Origin of the sequence: Halonotius roseus (genome assembly GCF_006861655.1) — an archaeon.
GTDB lineage: Archaea > Halobacteriota > Halobacteria > Halobacteriales > Haloferacaceae > Halonotius > Halonotius roseus.
This window is the reverse complement of the sequence record NZ_SESI01000002.1, coordinates 196235-212068: the sequence shown is the minus strand read 5'-3', so window position 1 is coordinate 212068 and position 15834 is coordinate 196235. Positions and strand designations below refer to the sequence as shown.

General features: G+C 63.1%; 14 protein-coding genes. 6 read left to right on the top strand and 8 right to left on the bottom strand.

From position 1 onward, the window contains the following. Positions 1 to 160: 160 nt before the first annotated feature. Together EWF95_RS07100 and EWF95_RS07095 are read right to left on the bottom strand one after the other, a co-directional pair. Positions 161 to 790 (bottom strand): hypothetical protein, encoded by a 630-nt coding sequence (locus EWF95_RS07100; protein ID WP_142443380.1) that lies wholly within the window; start codon positions 788 to 790, stop codon positions 161 to 163. A 91-nt stretch (positions 791 to 881) separates the two neighbouring features. Beyond that, entirely contained in the window at positions 882 to 2168 is a 1287-nt protein-coding gene (locus EWF95_RS07095) for a DegT/DnrJ/EryC1/StrS family aminotransferase (RefSeq protein WP_142443379.1), read from the bottom strand. A 274-nt stretch (positions 2169 to 2442) separates the two neighbouring features. Here EWF95_RS07095 and EWF95_RS07090 point away from each other — a divergent pair, with 274 nt between their 5' ends. Together EWF95_RS07090 and EWF95_RS07085 are read left to right on the top strand one after the other, a co-directional pair. Then, positions 2443 to 3750, top strand: coding sequence for a nucleotide sugar dehydrogenase (locus tag EWF95_RS07090; protein WP_142443378.1), 1308 nt, complete (start codon positions 2443 to 2445; stop codon positions 3748 to 3750). A 71-nt stretch (positions 3751 to 3821) separates the two neighbouring features. Beyond that, a complete protein-coding gene (locus tag EWF95_RS07085) occupies positions 3822 to 4736 on the top strand; it encodes a glycosyltransferase (RefSeq protein ID WP_142443377.1) in 915 nt (304 codons plus the stop codon). Positions 4737 to 4787: 51 nt separating this feature from the next. Here EWF95_RS07085 and EWF95_RS07080 read toward each other — a convergent pair whose 3' ends face one another. The 4 genes from EWF95_RS07080 to EWF95_RS07065 form a co-directional block, all read right to left on the bottom strand. After that, on the bottom strand, positions 4788 to 4997 hold the full coding sequence (locus tag EWF95_RS07080) for a DUF1328 family protein (protein ID WP_142443376.1): 210 nt from the start codon (positions 4995 to 4997) through the stop codon (positions 4788 to 4790). Positions 4998 to 5046: 49 nt separating this feature from the next. After that, positions 5047 to 6108, bottom strand: a complete 1062-nt coding sequence (locus EWF95_RS07075) for a DUF354 domain-containing protein (RefSeq protein ID WP_142443375.1) — start codon at positions 6106 to 6108, stop codon at positions 5047 to 5049. Positions 6109 to 6240: 132 nt separating this feature from the next. After that, positions 6241 to 7050: a polysaccharide deacetylase family protein gene (locus tag EWF95_RS07070; protein WP_142443374.1), complete on the bottom strand. Its 810-nt coding sequence runs from the start codon at positions 7048 to 7050 to the stop codon at positions 6241 to 6243. Positions 7051 to 7126: 76 nt separating this feature from the next. Continuing rightward, positions 7127 to 7942: an AAC(3) family N-acetyltransferase gene (locus EWF95_RS07065; protein WP_142443373.1), complete on the bottom strand. Its 816-nt coding sequence runs from the start codon at positions 7940 to 7942 to the stop codon at positions 7127 to 7129. Positions 7943 to 8285: 343 nt separating this feature from the next. On the opposite strand from EWF95_RS07065, the gene EWF95_RS07060 reads away from it, so the two are divergent. The 3 genes from EWF95_RS07060 to EWF95_RS07050 all read left to right on the top strand — a co-directional run bounded on the left by EWF95_RS07060 (position 8286) and on the right by EWF95_RS07050 (position 13426). Next, positions 8286 to 10676 (top strand): right-handed parallel beta-helix repeat-containing protein, encoded by a 2391-nt coding sequence (locus EWF95_RS07060; protein WP_142443372.1) that lies wholly within the window; start codon positions 8286 to 8288, stop codon positions 10674 to 10676. Between the two features lie 93 nt (positions 10677 to 10769). Continuing rightward, positions 10770 to 12167, top strand: coding sequence for a hypothetical protein (locus EWF95_RS07055; RefSeq protein WP_142443371.1), 1398 nt, complete (start codon positions 10770 to 10772; stop codon positions 12165 to 12167). Then, positions 12164 to 13426, top strand: coding sequence for a glycosyltransferase (locus EWF95_RS07050; protein ID WP_142443370.1), 1263 nt, complete (start codon positions 12164 to 12166; stop codon positions 13424 to 13426). The genes EWF95_RS07055 and EWF95_RS07050 overlap by 4 nt, the downstream gene beginning before the upstream one ends. Positions 13427 to 13457: 31 nt before the next feature. Here EWF95_RS07050 and EWF95_RS07045 read toward each other — a convergent pair whose 3' ends face one another. Then, the gene (locus EWF95_RS07045; RefSeq protein ID WP_185911731.1) at positions 13458 to 14336 is read right to left on the bottom strand and encodes an NmrA/HSCARG family protein; all 879 of its coding nucleotides are present in this window, start codon (positions 14334 to 14336) and stop codon (positions 13458 to 13460) included. 271 nt (positions 14337 to 14607) lie between these two features. Here EWF95_RS07045 and EWF95_RS07040 point away from each other — a divergent pair, with 271 nt between their 5' ends. After that, positions 14608 to 15027: a DUF6069 family protein gene (locus EWF95_RS07040; protein ID WP_142443368.1), complete on the top strand. Its 420-nt coding sequence runs from the start codon at positions 14608 to 14610 to the stop codon at positions 15025 to 15027. 21 nt (positions 15028 to 15048) lie between these two features. Here EWF95_RS07040 and EWF95_RS07035 read toward each other — a convergent pair whose 3' ends face one another. After that, positions 15049 to 15816 carry an SDR family NAD(P)-dependent oxidoreductase gene (locus EWF95_RS07035; RefSeq protein ID WP_142443367.1) on the bottom strand — a complete coding sequence of 256 codons (768 nt, stop codon included), beginning with the start codon at positions 15814 to 15816 and terminating at the stop codon, positions 15049 to 15051. Between the last annotated feature and the right edge of the window lie 18 nt (positions 15817 to 15834).

The window sequence follows — 15834 nt, the reverse complement described above, 5'->3', positions numbered from 1 at the left end:
GAACTGACGGGCGGTAAGCCGTTTGTAGTCGGTCTCTCTGTGGCGCACACTCCCCCTTTGGCCAGTGTCCGGATTGTTATCGACCCGTTTCAGCCGATAAGGGGTTCGTACTCGAATGGCGGCAAACGGTTACTTGTGTCTCGCTGCGGGAAGTCAAACGCTACTGACCGCGACCGCGGCCACGGCCGGTGTCGGCACCTCGGGACTGCCGCTCGCTTCGTTGCTCCGGCGGCCCGGCTCCGCCGCTGCTCCGCCCCGGCCCGGACTGGATGTCGTCCGTGGAGAGATATGTATTGTCGGCACAGGGCGCGTCGGTCGGATCGGGCGTCCCCGGTGTGTTCGCACAGCGGTGAGGATTCGGTGTCAACGGCGAGTTGCGCTCGAAGCGATCCGTCGAGTCCGAGTAGTTGTAGATGATCACGCCGAGCACCTTCTCGCCCGACGGCGGCGCATACTTCAACACCGGCGCGTCGCCGTAGCGGCCGGGAATCGTCGTTGTCGTCTCCGGGGTGAACTCTTGCATCCGACACTCCAAGTCGCCGTCGGCGGTCGAAACGATGACATGGGCGACCGTCGGCGGATGGTAAATTTTGGGGTCGATATCCTTCGGCGCGACGATGATCCAGACCTCGCTGCAGCCCTTGAAGTCGATGTCGTTGCGTTCCCACGCGGCCGCCGTGCCGGAAAGTGTCCCGACACTGAGCAGGGCCGTCGTGCCGACGCCGAGCGTTCCCAGCACGGTGCGGCGGGTGGTGTCGCTGTCTGTGAACGGTGAGTCTTGTTCTCTCATCTACTATCCGGAGGCGTGATGACTGATTAGCTATGTGTTGGCTACCCGGGATACACCGAGCATACCTGTCGGACGATAGTGATCTCGCTGTTCAGTCGGCAGCCGCCATCGCTACGTCACGAACCGTCTCGACGATCAGCTGGCGATCAGCCGCGTCAACGTAGGGGTGTGTCGGTAGGGTAATGATCTCATCTTGGAGCTGTGCCGCACCGGGGAACTCGTCGGCCGACAGCGGCGGCCAGTCGTATAACGCGGCGGTTTCGACGCCGACTGCCGCCAGCGCGTCGCTGATCTCGGCTCGAAGCTCGGTGTCATCGACGGCGAGCGGGTATCTGACATACTGGTGGTTCTCCAGTCCCGCGACCGGCGTGAGATGCCGAACGTGCGGACAGTCGGCCAGTTCCTCGGCGTAGACCGCCGCTGTCGCCGCGCGCTGGCGGCGATGGGCGTCGAGGTTCTCAAGGACGCGTCGGCCGACCGCCCCATGAAAGTTCGACAGCGTCGCAAACGGCGGCTCGTAGGCCACGTCGAACTTGGATTCGGGATGAGTGCTGGGGCGGGCCGGCGACACGCCAAGGCGATCCAGCAGGCTGGTCGCCACCGAGTAGCCGTAGTACGGCCGTGGCTGGCCGAGGGCGGCGTAGCCGGCCATCGTGGCGACGTTGGGTTCGACCGCCGGCCGACCCTCGTCGCCGAACTCCAACTCCTGGTTCCGGGCGGCGACCATCCCGCCGCCGACGGGGATCGGTTTTCCCTGCTGGAAGTTCAACACCGCACAGTCGCCGAACGTGCCGAGGCGGTCGCCGTCGTAGGTGGCCCCGTAGGCGTAGCCGAGTGCCTCGATCAGGTAGATGTCGTTGGCGCGGCAGTAGGCTTCGATCTCGTCCATCCGCGAGCCGTACCCCAACACGTTGACGACGACGACCGCCAGCGCGTCGTCGGTCGGGAGCTCGGTGAGCGAATCCAGCCGGGCGGCCAGCGAGTCGGGGTCGATATCGTAGCGACGCGGCCGCAGCCCGACACCATCGATCGCGTCGGGGTAGTCGGGGCTACAGAACGCCGGAATCAACACGTCCGTCCGCGCGTCGTCGGCCGTCGCGGCCAGCTCGTGGAGACAGGCGGCGAGCGCGCGGCGAAACGAGGTGTACGTCGCTGTCGACGACGCGCCGAGCGTCGCGCCGATCTCGGTGCGGAACGCCTCCCGTCCGAGCCCGAGGCGGTGGTCGGCGATCCCGACCGCGAGATCCCGGGGTGAAACCGGGGTGATCGCCGGCGGCAGGCGTCGAAACGGTCGGCTGGTGTCGGCCGAGCGATCGGGATCGGTCGACGGTCGAATCCGGTGGCGAACGCGCTGGCTGAGCGATGATGTATCCGGCATTTTCCTCTATCGACCGTCGCCGTTTGGAAAGGTATGGACGGCTTACCACCGTCTCACTCGGTATTCCGCAGTGACAGCTCAGTGCTGTAGCGACGTTTCAGTCTCGTAGCAACTCTATACTAATCGGGGTTGCCGTGGTTGTCGCGGCTGTGAGTTCCCCGCTAGCCGATCCACCGGGCAGCGTACCGGCTGCCACCGCCGTGGCACCGACCGTCGAACCAGCTCCTACCGTCGAAGACGACCTGACCCGCCGTGTCGGCAACGGAGGTGGCCGGTGAGCCGAAGTGCCGCACAAAGTAGTCCTGCAACCACGACCAGCGAGCCGCGGGTCGGCGTCGTCGGTCTCGGCTACGTTGGCCTCCCGCTGTCGCTGGCGATGCACACAGCGGGGTATGAGGTCGTCGGTGTCGACATCGACGAGGCCAAGATCGCCGAGCTATCGGGCGGACGGTCGACGATCAGCGATGTCGATGACGACGCCGTCGCCGATGCTGTTGCCGAGGGCCTTGCGTTTGAAACTGAGTACAGCGCGCTCGCGGACGTGGATGCGGTGTCGATCTGCGTGCCGACGCCGCTGGGCAAGTCGGATACGCCGGATCTCTCCTTTGTCATCGACGCCGTCGAGCGGCTCGCTGGCGTCGTCCCCGAGGGCTGTACCGTGATTCTCGAAAGCACCGTGTATCCGGGCGCGACACGCGAGATCATCGGCGACATCCTCACCGACAACGGGCTGGAGCTCGGCGAGGACATCTACGTTGCCTTCTCGCCCGAACGGATCGACCCCGGCAACGAGGACTACGAGCCGACAGCCATTCCGAAAGTGCTGGGCGGCGTCACCGAGGCCTGCGGCGATCACGCAGCCGCGGTGTACGAACCGGTGTTCGACGAGGTTGTCCGCGTTGACGCCGCCACCGAGGCTGAACTCGTGAAGCTCCTGGAAAACACGTTTCGGGCGGTCAACATCGGATTGATCAACGAGCTCGCGCAGGTCGCCCACGAGCTCGACGTGAACATCTGGAACGTCATCGACGCGGCGGCGACGAAACCGTTCGGCTTCATGCCGTTCTACCCGGGACCGGGCCTCGGCGGCCACTGCATCCCGATCGACCCATTCTTCCTCTCGTGGAAAGCGGGCCAACAGGGCGTCGACACGCCGTTTATCGAGCTGGCGGACTCGGTCAACCGCGGGATGCCGGAGCACGTCGTCGGCCGCGTGGTCGAACAGCTCAACACCCGCGGCACCGCGCTGTCGAACGCCGAGATCCTCGTCCTCGGTGTCGCCTACAAACCAGATGTCTCCGATACCCGCGAGTCGGCCGCGATCGACATCATCGACCAGCTGACCGACTGGGAGGCGACGGTCGACTACCACGATCCGCACGTCCCCGAACTCGATGTGGTGGGGACGCGCTACGAGTCGGTGCCGCTGACGGCCGACCGGCTGGCCGCCGCCGACTGCGTTTTGCTCGTGACCGATCACTCGGCGTTCAATATCGGCGAGATCGTTGAGGCCGCCTCCTTCGTCTTCGACACCCGCAACGCGACCGGCGAGCACGACGCAGACAACGTCGTTCGACTGTAACGGCTCGCTTCCCTCGTGCCGAAGGGAGAGATTACTAATGACCGCGGCGGCGAGTCGGGTAGCTGAAACCAATGAACGTTCTCTCGCTGGTAACGTATCCGAAAGGGTTCTACACCGAGGAGATCGCCGCCCTCAGAGCAAAAAACGTCTCAGTGGATGTCGTCGATATCTCCGGATTGGAAACCAACGACAGCAGATCGATCCGGAACTACCTCGATTTTTACCGGGATGTCCTGGGGAAGACCTTGGGTGACTACGATCTCGTCCACGCGAACTACGGACTGACGGCCCCGTTCGCGTTGGCTCAGCGTCATCGACCGATCGTGCTCTCGCTGTGGGGATCGGATCTCATGGGTTCGCTCGACTGGGTGTCAAAGGAGAGTGCGCGATTCTGTGATGAGGTGATCGTCATGAGCGAGGAGATGGAGCGTGATCTCGGCTGTGATGCACACGTCATCCCACACGGGGTCGACTTCGAGACCTTTCGGCCGATGGAGCAGCGAGACGCGAGGGAATCGATCGGCTGGGATCCGGATGGCACCTACGTCCTGTTTCCGTACGATCCTGCCCGCGATGTCAAGAACTACCCACTTGCCGAGCGTGTCGTCGAGGCTGTCCAACAGGAGCTCGGCAGCGAGATCGAGCTCCGGGCGGTGTTCAATGTCGACCACGAGGACGTACCGCTGTATATGAACGCGGCCGACGCCCTCCTGCTCACCTCACGGAGGGAGGGGTTTCCCAACTCGGTCAAGGAGGCATTGGCGTGTAATCTCCCGGTCGTGGCAACCGATGTCGGTGGGATCCGAACCCGGCTCGACGCGGTCACAAACAGCTACAGCTGTGGGACGGAACGCGAACTCATCTCGCGGCTCAGCGACGTGCTTGCGAGCGGCGACCGATCCGATGGCCGACAGCAGGCAGCCGATCTCAGCGTGGATCGATCAACGGATCGTATCCTCGACGTCTACCGGCAAGCACTCCAGTGATCACTGCGACGCCGGGTCGCGTGTTGCTACGCCGGTGGGGCCAGCGATGGCTCAGAGCAAGAACGTGACGATGGCAAGCACGACGAAGATGATGACGAGCCACTTGGCGATATTCATACTCACACCGGCGACACCGCTGGCCCCGACGACCGCGGCAACAACCGCGAGGACGAGAAACAGGATGGCTAACTCGATCAATCCACCGCCGAACTGCAAGGGTGTGACCACGAGTTCGTTGGGAACTGTCTGTGTGAGACGCATACTCACACGTCCGCCGGCGGCTGTTTAGTTAACAGAATGCTATCGGTGACTAGGATACGCTGTCTGGTGTGGGTGCCTCTGCGGTCGGTGTTGTCCCCGCAAGCTGCTCCAGTATGACGGTCGTCGTATCGATTTTATCCGCTAACATCCGCTGTCGGCGTCGATCCCACAGGGATTGGTCGTACTCGTCGAGAATCGAAACCCCTGCTTCGATCGCTTCGGATTGGCGGTTCGAACCATCGAAATTCGCCAACAGGCCGTAGCGATCCGCCAACTCGGCCGTATACCCGAGCCGGATCGTCGACACGAAGAGCCCTGGCGTTCCGAGCACCGCACTCTCGGTTGCCATCGTCGCGCCCTCGCCGATAAATAGATCCGCGTAGTACATCAGATGGTGTATCTTGTGGGGAGCAACCGGGAGCTGACACCGTTCGACCGCATCCGGAACACCGCCCTCTGCGGTGATGTAGACGCTGACGCCGGTTGATTCGAGTGCTGTGACGACGCTTTCGATATCCGAGAACCCGCTGTCGCCGACATCGTGGGCCGCGTTCCAATCGACCAGCCGAAGGATCACAAATCGATCCGTGGGATCGATCCCGATATCGGAGAGCACGGTCGGATCCGGATCGAACCGGTCGGGGTGGAGGTAGGCGAGCTCGTGATAGCCCGGATACCGGAGCTGTTTGGGGCCGATGTCGCCCTCATAACAGTCCGGTGTACAGATCGTGTCCGCAAAGGGAAACGCAAGCGAGTTCGTCAGCGTGGCATGTTCTGTGTCGGTAAAGAGAACCGACCGGGCATCGACCAGTTGGGAGACGTGTGCGATTGCGAGCCCACCGATCGCGGTGATGACATCGGGATCGATCTCACGAACTCTCTTCAGTAGATTGCGCTCATACCTGAGCTGCCCAAGGGCCATCTTCAGCCGCGAATCGAATTTGTGGGTAAGCACCTCGTAGTCGATGCCGTAGCGATCCAACAGCGTCAGTGCCATCGGCCGGTCTCGTGCGAAGACGTGCACCTCGTGGCCGGTCGCCTGGAGGTGTTCGATCGCGTGTCGATAAAAGTGGACGTGGCCCGGATGCTGAATGGTGATGACGACCTTCATCACGTCACCCCGTCCCACTCGTCCCGATACCGCCCGGCAATGGTCGTTCGGTGTTGGTGTGCTCGTCTCGTACTCATCTCATCCCGAACCGAGTTCGCTGTGGCGGGTAAGTATGGACACCTTACTGGGATCCTACCCGAGCTTGGATTCGATGCCGAGGTGTGTCTGCACGCTCTGTCCAACGTTTGTACCGAGATCTGTCAGCTCCCACCGAACTCGCCAGGAGGGGTGTTCGCCTTTCACCCGCGGCACGAGCGCGGGGTTCCCGTCGGGATCGACGAACTCGCGGTTCCCACGGCGTGTCAAGCCGATCTCGTGGGAGTCCCGAACGATTCCCGCCGCGCGATCGGAGACATCGTTTGCCGGATAGCTAAACTGGGTCACGTCGATGCCGAACAGCCCTTCGAGCCGTTCCTTCGCGCCGATTATCTCGTCGTGGAGTTCGTCCTCGGAGCACTCGCTCAAAAACGGATGCGTCCGTGTATGGTTGCCGATCGTCACCAGATCGTCATCGACGAGCCGCTCGATATCCTGCTGGCTCAAATACTCGTTTTCGGTGCCCGACATGTGGGTAAAGGAGGGGTCGTCGAGGGTTTCGGCGACGACGAAGACGGTCGCCGGCGCGTCGTACTCATGGAGGATCGGGACGACGTTCCGGATAAAATCCTTGAATCCGTCGTCAAAGGTGAGCGCGACCTGTTTCGACGCCGATGTCGACACCGCTGTCGGGACATCGACGATCTCGAAGGTTTTGTCGACGTAGTCGATACAGTCTCGAAACCGCGTGGGCGAAATATTCCCCCAGGAGCCACCGCCAACCGAGTGAAAGCCAAGAATATTGTTCGCGCTGTTCGAGCCGAGTTTCCACACCCCCGAATAGTAGCCGAGGAACGCCGACAGCTCCCATGCGGCGTGTGCTCCTGTTTTGAGTGTCTCATTCATCGGTGCGTCGCCGTACACCGGTGACTCGGATAAGTAGGAACAGCCTACGAACACGCCGTGTCAGCCCAACCCGAAATCACAGCGTGACCAGATAGTAGGGATCGTCCCTGAGTTTTGCCCCGAGAATCCGCTCGACATCACCGAGTGTGAAAAAACACAGCAACAACCCGTTCAGATCGTATTTTGCGAGCGCGTCGTGTCGCAACAGCAGTCGCTGTAGCTTCGGCTTGTTCCAGGAGTAAAACATCGATTCGTACTCGCCACAGGTTTGCTCGATCGGTTCCGGCGAACCACCGGTGAGGTCGACACCCTCGTAGGTCACCTCTTGCACGTAGTCGACGTCGAAGGCGGATTCAAAATAGTGGAGATGCGAGCAGGTGATCCAGTGGGTTCCAACGTCGAACACGAGCACGTCGTCGTCGACGAGCTTGCTGAAACAGCCGTTTTCGTGGTAGGAGTCGTGATGAACACAGTCGTCGAATCGATACTCCCCTTTGACGAGGAAGGACTTCATCGCGTCGTCAGTCCGATAGTCGGCATCGTCGTGGAATAGCTCGACGAAGGTGCCGTTTTTCGGCCGGGAGTGCTCCTTGTGATACACCCCGGAGTGCTTGAAATAGTCGGTGAACCCCGTGGCGATGATGTTCTCAAAGTGGTCGTCCAGTCGATCCATCAAGAACTCGTAGGGGTTCGTCTCGAAGGCCGACGAAATATCACTGAGCCCGGCGTGGACGAACACCGTTGAGTGGCCTGCGGCCTCGGTTTCGAGGATCTCATCGAAGCGATCCACCGAGGCCCGTGACGCGCCCTGCCGAAGCTTGAGCTGCTTGAGCGTCTGGTGTTTGAGCAGGTTTGCCGCCCGCCGGGCGGTCGTTACGGTTCCGCGAGTCACTTCCCGAGAGAGGGAAGCGACCGGCAAAGGTAATCAGCCATTACTCGTCGGGTCGTCCGTCAGCCACCGCGAACGGTGTGTCTCCTCGATGCGTTGGCTGCGGGCGAGAATTCCGGGGTCGTGTGGGACGACCGTGAGACGGCCGATACCGGCCGGTAGGAACAGCTTACCAGCGGTATTCGGTGCCTACGGCCGAACTGACGTGTGATCGGCAGATATGAACAGATGGATAGCAAGCGGTTCGTATCTGTCGACTTCGTCGCCGCCAGCGGCAGCGTTCCCGCCAGTATCCGGCGACTATCCTGTAAAAATATCTATAAAAGTAACCGTGGCTTACCGGTTCATGGCGAAACGGAACGATCCGCCTACCGCCGACGACGGGGAGCACAACACCACACCAACCACCGGCGTCAGCCGCCGCCGACTGTTACAGCTAAGCGGCGTTGGCCTTGCTATCGGGACGGCCGGCGCGGCCGGGGTTAGCGCGAACACGAGCGAACTTCCACACAGCATCATCATCGACGGCAGCGGCTCGACGGAGACCGCAGCCTACGAGTTTCTGGTCTCAGGGTCAGTTGCAGCCCACCCAGACCGTGGCTCCAACGACTCGGCCAGCGGCAGTGGTGGTCACGTGACGAACAGCCTCACCACGGAAACCCATGCCTACCAGTTCAGCGGTGCCCTCTCGTATCTCGATGTCGACGGGACGGCTGAGGTCACGCTGCTGTACGGCGACGACGAGCCGGCCAGCACGGATCGACTCCAGCTTGTCGCCGGCAGCGATGCGACGATCGACTACGAGATCACGAGCGACGACACCGTCACCAAGGTCGTCGACGCCGGTGACCGCTCGGCCAACGAGGGCGACACGATCACCGAAACCGACGACAGCTGGCTCGTCGAGGGCTCGACGGAAAACGGAGCCGGCGACACCTACGATCTCGCCGGCTCGGTCAAGAGCATCGATCCGGTCGCCGGCGACTTCACCGTCTTTTTCAACGGCGAGGAAACCACCGTCACCGAGCTGACCGGCCAGGAGGCCGACACCGACGACACCGAGGTCAACCGCGACCACTGGTACTCCGTCGAGCCGACCGGCGACTCCTTCGTCGACTACTACATCGAGGTCGAAGAGGGCGGGGAGATGGTCGCCTCGACGGTCGACGACGCGATCATCGAACCCGACTTCCACTGGCTCAACGAGGACGGCACGAAAGCCGCCGGCCGTGTCCAGGCAGGCGACACCCACGCTGTCGCCTTCGATACCACCGTCCTCGATGTAACCATCGAGGGCGAGGCAGCGGCGACGGTCGACGGCAACCCCTCGGATCTCGACTACTACCCACGCGAGGGTGCGACCGGCGACCACTGGAAGGGATACTTCCCGTGGCAGATCGACGGCGAGGAGCGAACCCACTGGTACTCCGTCGCAGCGACCGGCGAGGAGTACGTCGACTACTACATCGAGGTCGATGACGGCGGCGCGATGATCCCCTCGACGGTCGACGACGCTGTCATCGACTACGAGTTCTTCTGGATCGGCGATGGTGGCACGAAGGCCGCCGGCCGCGTCCAGGCCGGCGACACCCACGCTTTCGCCTTCGACACCGGGCTGCTCGACGTGACAGTCGACGGCGACGCCGCCGCGACGGTCAACGGCAACGACTCCGATCTCGACTGGTATCCACGCGACGGGGCAACCGGCGACAGTTGGAAACGCGGCTTCCCGTGGCAGGACGACGGCGACGGCGTTTCGACGACCGAACCGAGCGGCGACGGCACGCTCGGCGGCGGCGCGGGCTACGCCAACACCGTTTCGCAGTCGGCGGCCGACTACGTGGTGCGAAGCCACGGCGAATTCGTCGACGGGCTGTCGGCGGCGGGTGCCGGCGATGTCGTCTACGTTGCCGGCGGCTCCAGTATCGAACTCGGTGATCGAACCTACGATGTCGACGACGGGGTGACGCTGGCCTCCGACCGCGGGATCGACGGCGCGGCCGGCGGGCTGCTCCACACCGACGAAGAGCCCTCGAAGCTGCTCGATCTGAAAGACGATGCCCGCCTAACTGGGATCCAACTCAGAGGCCCACACCCCGGTGACGACACGAGCGGCGATTACGCCCACGGTGTGCAGCTCCACGGCGCGAGCGAAGTCGACAACTGCGAGGTGTGGGGCTTCGCCTACGCCGGCATCGATGTCGACGAGGGCGACGGTGCCTACATCCACCACAACGTGATCCGGGAGAACAACAAAAGCGGTCTCGGCTACGGCGTCTCAGCCAGCTCCGGGACGCCGGTCATCGAGTACAACTACTTCAACTACAACCGTCACTCGGTGGCAAGTGGCGGCGACAACCCAGGGTACATCTGCCGATACAACCACTTCGGGCCGACCGAAGTGATGCACAACATCGACGCCCACGATCCCGCCGGCGACCGCTACGAGATCCACAACAACGTGGTCGAAACCGTCCGCAGGGAGTGGGACGACAACCTGAACCACGCGGTCGACATCCGTGGCGTGCCCGACGACCTCGCCACGATCTACGACAACTGGTTCTTCAACGACAACGCGCCCGATCCGAACGGCTCACCCGACTCCGGCGGCCAGACCATCGTTCAGGAGGGCGTCTCCGAGTGGACGAACGTCGAGTTCGGTGACAACGCCTACGGCGAGGATGCCAACGTCTCCTATTCGGATATCATTCCGGGCTACGACGGCTGGCGAAGCTAACTTCCGGGTTCGCTGGAACTCCCTCCCGGGGGTTCGCTCCGGTGAGCGTAACCACAGCATAACAATCCTCACAGGACGCTTTCGCCGGCACAAATGGAGCTAGACCGTCGGAAGCTGTTGATCGGATTGGGGATCGCTGGCGGTGTCGGGATCGGTGCTGGTATCGGGACAACGCTGTTAGATGATCGCCCGCCCACGGAGACGGACGTTCCTCACGCCGACGAGTTTGGCACCGTCGTCGACGCCGTCGAGGCCGGGGCCGACCCCACCGGCGAGGAGCCGGTCAACGATATCATCGAGGGGTATGCCGGCGACGACACGCTGCTGTCGTTTCCCGACGGCAGCTACCTGCTCGAACCGATCACACTCAGCGGGTACAGCGATTTCGGGATCGCCGGGCAGGGCCGCAGTCGACCAACGTTTCTCGCCGAGTCGGGCACCTGCGTTGAGGGCGGCAGCTCGTATCTCCACCTCGAAAACGTTGCTAACCTTCTGTTAGACGGTGTCACGTTCGATTTCACCGGCGATTCGACCGGTGGTATCATCCGGATCACCGCCACGGGCGATGTGATCGCCGCCAACATCCGCGCGCCGGGGGCGTGTCCCGAACAGGTCGCACTGTTCCGGCTCGATGTCGTTGACGAGGCGGCGACGGCCATCGTCGATGGCCTCCAGATCGCCAACGAACGCACCGACTCGTGGCTGACCGGCGTCTTCGTCGGCAAACAGCACGCGGGCGATCTCATCTTCCGGAACTGCTCTGTCGATGGGTTTACCGACAACGGGCTGTACGCCTCGGCTCCGGGACTCGCCGACGGCGCGGGCGGGATCGTCCACGTCGAGGGTGGCACCTACCGGAACAACAACGTCGCCAACGTCCGACTTGGTTCGGCGGGGTCGGTCGCCCGCGGCGTTACCTCCATCAGCGACGCGCCGCCGCCATCGGATGGCGATGTCACCGCCAACGCCCGCGGCTTTCGGCTGCGCAGCGGCCACGGCCAACTCATCGATGACTGTGAGGTTCGGATCACCGACGATTCCCGATTCACCCACGGCGGGATCGTCTTCCATGAGACCAACGGCGGGGCGACCGTCCAGAACACGCGCATCCGGATCGATCGCAATGAGACGGCCGCGATCCGGCTGTTCGCCCAAACCACCGACAACCCGGAAACGCCAACCTTCGAGGCCATCGACATCGGCGGTAGCGCGGCCGAGGGACAAGCAGTGCTCGTCGAGGGCCGCGACGAAACGGTGTTTCGGAACTGCACCATCGGGGGATCCGGTGAGAACCGCACCGGCATCGTCTTTCGAGACTCGGCTGACTGCCGGCTCGTCGACTCCACGATCGATGTGACCAACCATCCGCTCGTCCTACAGAACGCGACGCTGGAGATCGAGAACACCACGCTCGTCACGCCCGACGGCCGCGAGGAGATCGACGAGATGAGTGCAACCGATGGCGATTTCGCCCCGGAGAGTGCCCGATGACCGCAACCGACACGACAGCGGAGTCGACAGAAGCCAGCGAGTCGACAGCGGCTGAATCGATGGGGGCCAACGGGTCGACAGGGGCTGAATCGACAGCAGCCGAGTCGGCGGCCGCACCCACAGCCGACGATGACCGCACGGTCAGGGAGATCGATCCGACGACACCAGCCGAGAAGGGAGCGATCCCGCTGTCGGTTGTCATCATCACCGAAAACGAGGCGGATCAGGTCGAAGACTGCATCGAGAGCGTGTTCGCGGCCTGTCGTGGCGTCTCCGCCTTCGAGGTGATCCTCGTCGACTCCGCGTCGACCGACCGGACGATCGAACGCGCCCGCAGATACCCGGTGACGATCCTTCGCATCCCGGAGGAACACACCGTCTCCTGTGGGGCAGGTCGGTTCGTCGGTGACCAGGTCGCTCGCGGTGAGTTGGTGCTCCACGTCGACGGCGATATGACACTGACCGAGACGTGGCTGCCGCGAGCGATCGACTACCTCCGGAACAACGAGGATACTGTCGGCGTTGAGGGCTGTCTTGATGAGTCGATACAGACCGGCGTCAGGGAGGTCAACAAGATCGGCGGCGTCACCCTCTATGACGCCGCCGCCCTCGCCGCGATCGGCGGCTTCGATCCCTGGCTGCAGGGGTATGAGGACGTGGATGTCGGCTTCCAGTTGACGACCGCCGGCAAGCGATTAGTACGGTTGCCGGAAGTCTCGGCGACCCACGACGACGACCCCGAGATCCCGGAGCCGCTGCGGCGGTGGCGACAGGGCTACTACGTCGCGCCCGGCCAGACGATCCGCAAGTGGCTCGGCGAGCCCGCGATCCTGCGGCTGTTGCTCCGTCGCCAGCGATACAAACTCGGGTTAGTGGCGTGGTTCGCGGCCGGTGTGGTGTCGCTGGTGTTTACCCCGCTGTTGGTCGGCTGGCTGGTGTTCTCGGCGATCGGGTTCGCGGTGATCGCAAGTAAGCGTGGGCTGCAAGGGGCCGTCGACTTCCTCGCTACCAAGACGCTCGCTATCGTCGGCGTGGCAGAGGGGTTGACACGGTCGCCACGGCCGGCGTCGGCGTACCCGCTGTCGGCTGTCGAGGTCGTTGCGGCGGGGCGGGTGCTGCAGGGCTCGCCGTTGGATGCGGAAAAGCAGCCCGAGCCGACAGCCGACGAAACAGGGTCGACAGCCGACACGGCGGAATCGACAGCCGACGAAACAACATCGGTAGCCGACACAGCAGAATCGGCAACCGACCAGGACTGAGCTGCCGAGCAACCGGTTCCCGCCTGCTGTTTCAGACGCCCGGCTGGACGGATTGGAACGGTTCCCCTTTCGAGAGGAACGACGCGAAATCGTTCGGGTTGAGCCCGTAGGCTTCCGCGTCGGCTGTCGGGTTCGATCCGTAGCCGACCGTGTCGAACCAGTCGTACATCTCGGCCATTTCGTCGCCGGCCATCGCGCGGTAGTCGTCGAGATCAGGCCGAACGTGGGTGATCTCGTGGCCGAGTTCCGTCGAGAGGGCCGTGGCGATCTCCACGGGTGTCCGGTTGTCGCCGGCGAGTTCGATGGTCTTCCCGCCGAAGCGGTCGCCGTCTTGTAGTGCCATCCCGACGGCCTTGCCGATATCCATCGCATCGAGGAGTGCGAGCGGCGTGTCCGGTGCCATCGGCATCGACAAGGTTCCCTCGTCGAGTTCCTCGCCGTGGTAGGTGGCGAAGTTCTGCATGAAGAACACCGGTCGGAGGATCGTATGCTCGAAGCCGAGTTCCTTGACTCGTTTCTCGATCTGTGCTTTCGAGGCGAAATGCGCCAGCGGGGCCTCGTCGGCACGCCCGACCGAGGAGAACACGAACCGCTCGACGCCGGCATCGTCGGCGGCCTCGGCGAGCGTGATGCCCTGTTCGGTTTCGGCGTCGGTGCCCGCCTCGAAGAACGTCGTCACGCCGAAGACGGCGTCCATGTCCGTACAGCACTCACGCATCCGTTCGGCGTCGGTGAGATCACCTTCAAGCACGGTCACGCCACGCGATTCGAGCGTCCGAGCCGCGTGACCGGTGGCTGTCCGGGTCAGCCCGTACACATCGCAGGCACCGTATGTGCCGGAGAGCAGCTGACTCACAACGCTCCCGCCCTGCGTGCCGGTCGCGCCGGTCACGAGGACGTTCATCGTCATCGGCGACTCCCGTTTCCGTCGGTTGATCGAGTCCGATCCGGATACCCGTGCCATGTCGCTTGGTGTGTCATACCGATTCGTCGTCTGCGGCGCAACCGTATTGTTAGCCACCGATTGGTTATGTGCCGTCAGTTGGTTCGATGGGTAACACGATCTTTCCGTCTCAGCTCAGTATCCGAGATCGCACAGCCGAGATCGGCACGGAACCAACCGATATGTGCCATATACTAACATACGGGGGCCGCCGACAGGGGGCATGGAAACCTCTGCTATGAGTGGTCGGTACCCGATTCCCGAAACAGGCGGCGCGCTCGCCCGGCGGACGACACTGGGTGTGGTCGTCGCTATCGTCGCATTGCTGGTGACCCAGGCGATCGTCACCGCGCTCGGTATCGATGTCGGTGTGTCGGGCGCGATGTCGCCGTTTGCGGCCGGCCCACTGATCGTGACGACAGTCATCTCCGGGGTCGGTGCGGCACTTGTTTACGCCGCGCTTGCCACAGTCACCGACCGGCCGGCCCGGAACTTCCTCGCGGTTGCGGTGGGCGTTTTCGTGCTCATGCTCATCCCAGTCGCGGTAGTTTCCCCCTCGATGGGGATTACGACCGCGGGCCAAGCGATCCTCGTCGTCTATCACGTCCTGGTCGCGGTGCCGTTGGTCGCGTTCATTCTCGGTGTCGTCGACGTGTAGGAAGCGGAGTTCAGTACGCTGTCACCGCTCGCGGGACGTGAGAAACCGTTCCGTGCTTCGCGTGACGAGCGACGGGACTTGCCGGGCAACGAAGAGCCCGATCCGCGTCACCCAGTCGGCGTAGATGACGGTGCGGGTCGATTCGATCTTGCCGGCGAGTTTGCGGCCCACGTCGTCGGGATCGCTCAGCTGTGAGGCCGGGTAGCCGAGTGTGTTCGCCGAGCGTGTCGCTGCCAGTCGGGGATGCATGATCGTACACGTCACGGGCTCGTGCCGCAGTTCATGGCGCAACGAGCGCGTAAACGATTCGATCGCCCCTTTCGTCGCGGCGTAGCCGGTTAATCCGGGGTTGCCGACCCGCCCGGCCCCGGAGCTGACGTTGTGGATGATGCCGCCGTTCTGCGCTCGCATGTGGGGTAGCACTTCCCGGATCAGCTGGACAGCACCGAAGAAGTTCACCGCAAACACCCGATCCATCTCCTCTGAGGTCTGCTCGTCGAAAAACCCGAAGTTCAGCACCGCCGCGTTGTTGACCAGAATATCGATGCGATCCCAGTCGTCGATGACAGCCTCGACCGCGCGCTCGACATCGTCGTCGACGGTCACATCGCAGTCGTAGTAGCGGACGGTTTCGGGGTTTGATTCCTGCAACGACCCGATGGCGTCGCCACGAACATCGAGGCCGGCAACACGGTACCCGCTTTCGACGAGTGCGGTGAGCATCCCGTAGCCGATGCCCTCGTTTGCGCCCGTGAGGACGACGACACGGCCTGTCTCTGACGAATCCATGAGAAATCTACCACCTTC

Bases quoted from the DNA above. Each gene is read 5' to 3' on its own strand.
- EWF95_RS07085 (WP_142443377.1), top strand. From the start codon at position 3,822: ATGAACGTTCTCTCGCTGGTAACGTATCCGAAAGGGTTCTACACCGAG.
- EWF95_RS07060 (WP_142443372.1), top strand. From the start codon at position 8,286: ATGGCGAAACGGAACGATCCGCCTACCGCCGACGACGGGGAGCACAAC.
- EWF95_RS07080 (WP_142443376.1), bottom strand. From the start codon at position 4,997: ATGCGTCTCACACAGACAGTTCCCAACGAACTCGTGGTCACACCCTTG.
- EWF95_RS07035 (WP_142443367.1), bottom strand. From the start codon at position 15,816: ATGGATTCGTCAGAGACAGGCCGTGTCGTCGTCCTCACGGGCGCAAAC.
- EWF95_RS07040 (WP_142443368.1), top strand. From the start codon at position 14,608: ATGAGTGGTCGGTACCCGATTCCCGAAACAGGCGGCGCGCTCGCCCGG.
- EWF95_RS07100 (WP_142443380.1), bottom strand. From the start codon at position 790: ATGAGAGAACAAGACTCACCGTTCACAGACAGCGACACCACCCGCCGC.
- EWF95_RS07050 (WP_142443370.1), top strand. From the start codon at position 12,164: ATGACCGCAACCGACACGACAGCGGAGTCGACAGAAGCCAGCGAGTCG.
- EWF95_RS07075 (WP_142443375.1), bottom strand. From the start codon at position 6,108: ATGAAGGTCGTCATCACCATTCAGCATCCGGGCCACGTCCACTTTTAT.
- EWF95_RS07095 (WP_142443379.1), bottom strand. From the start codon at position 2,168: ATGCCGGATACATCATCGCTCAGCCAGCGCGTTCGCCACCGGATTCGA.
- EWF95_RS07055 (WP_142443371.1), top strand. From the start codon at position 10,770: ATGGAGCTAGACCGTCGGAAGCTGTTGATCGGATTGGGGATCGCTGGC.
- EWF95_RS07070 (WP_142443374.1), bottom strand. From the start codon at position 7,050: ATGAATGAGACACTCAAAACAGGAGCACACGCCGCATGGGAGCTGTCG.
- EWF95_RS07045 (WP_185911731.1), bottom strand. From the start codon at position 14,336: ATGACGATGAACGTCCTCGTGACCGGCGCGACCGGCACGCAGGGCGGG.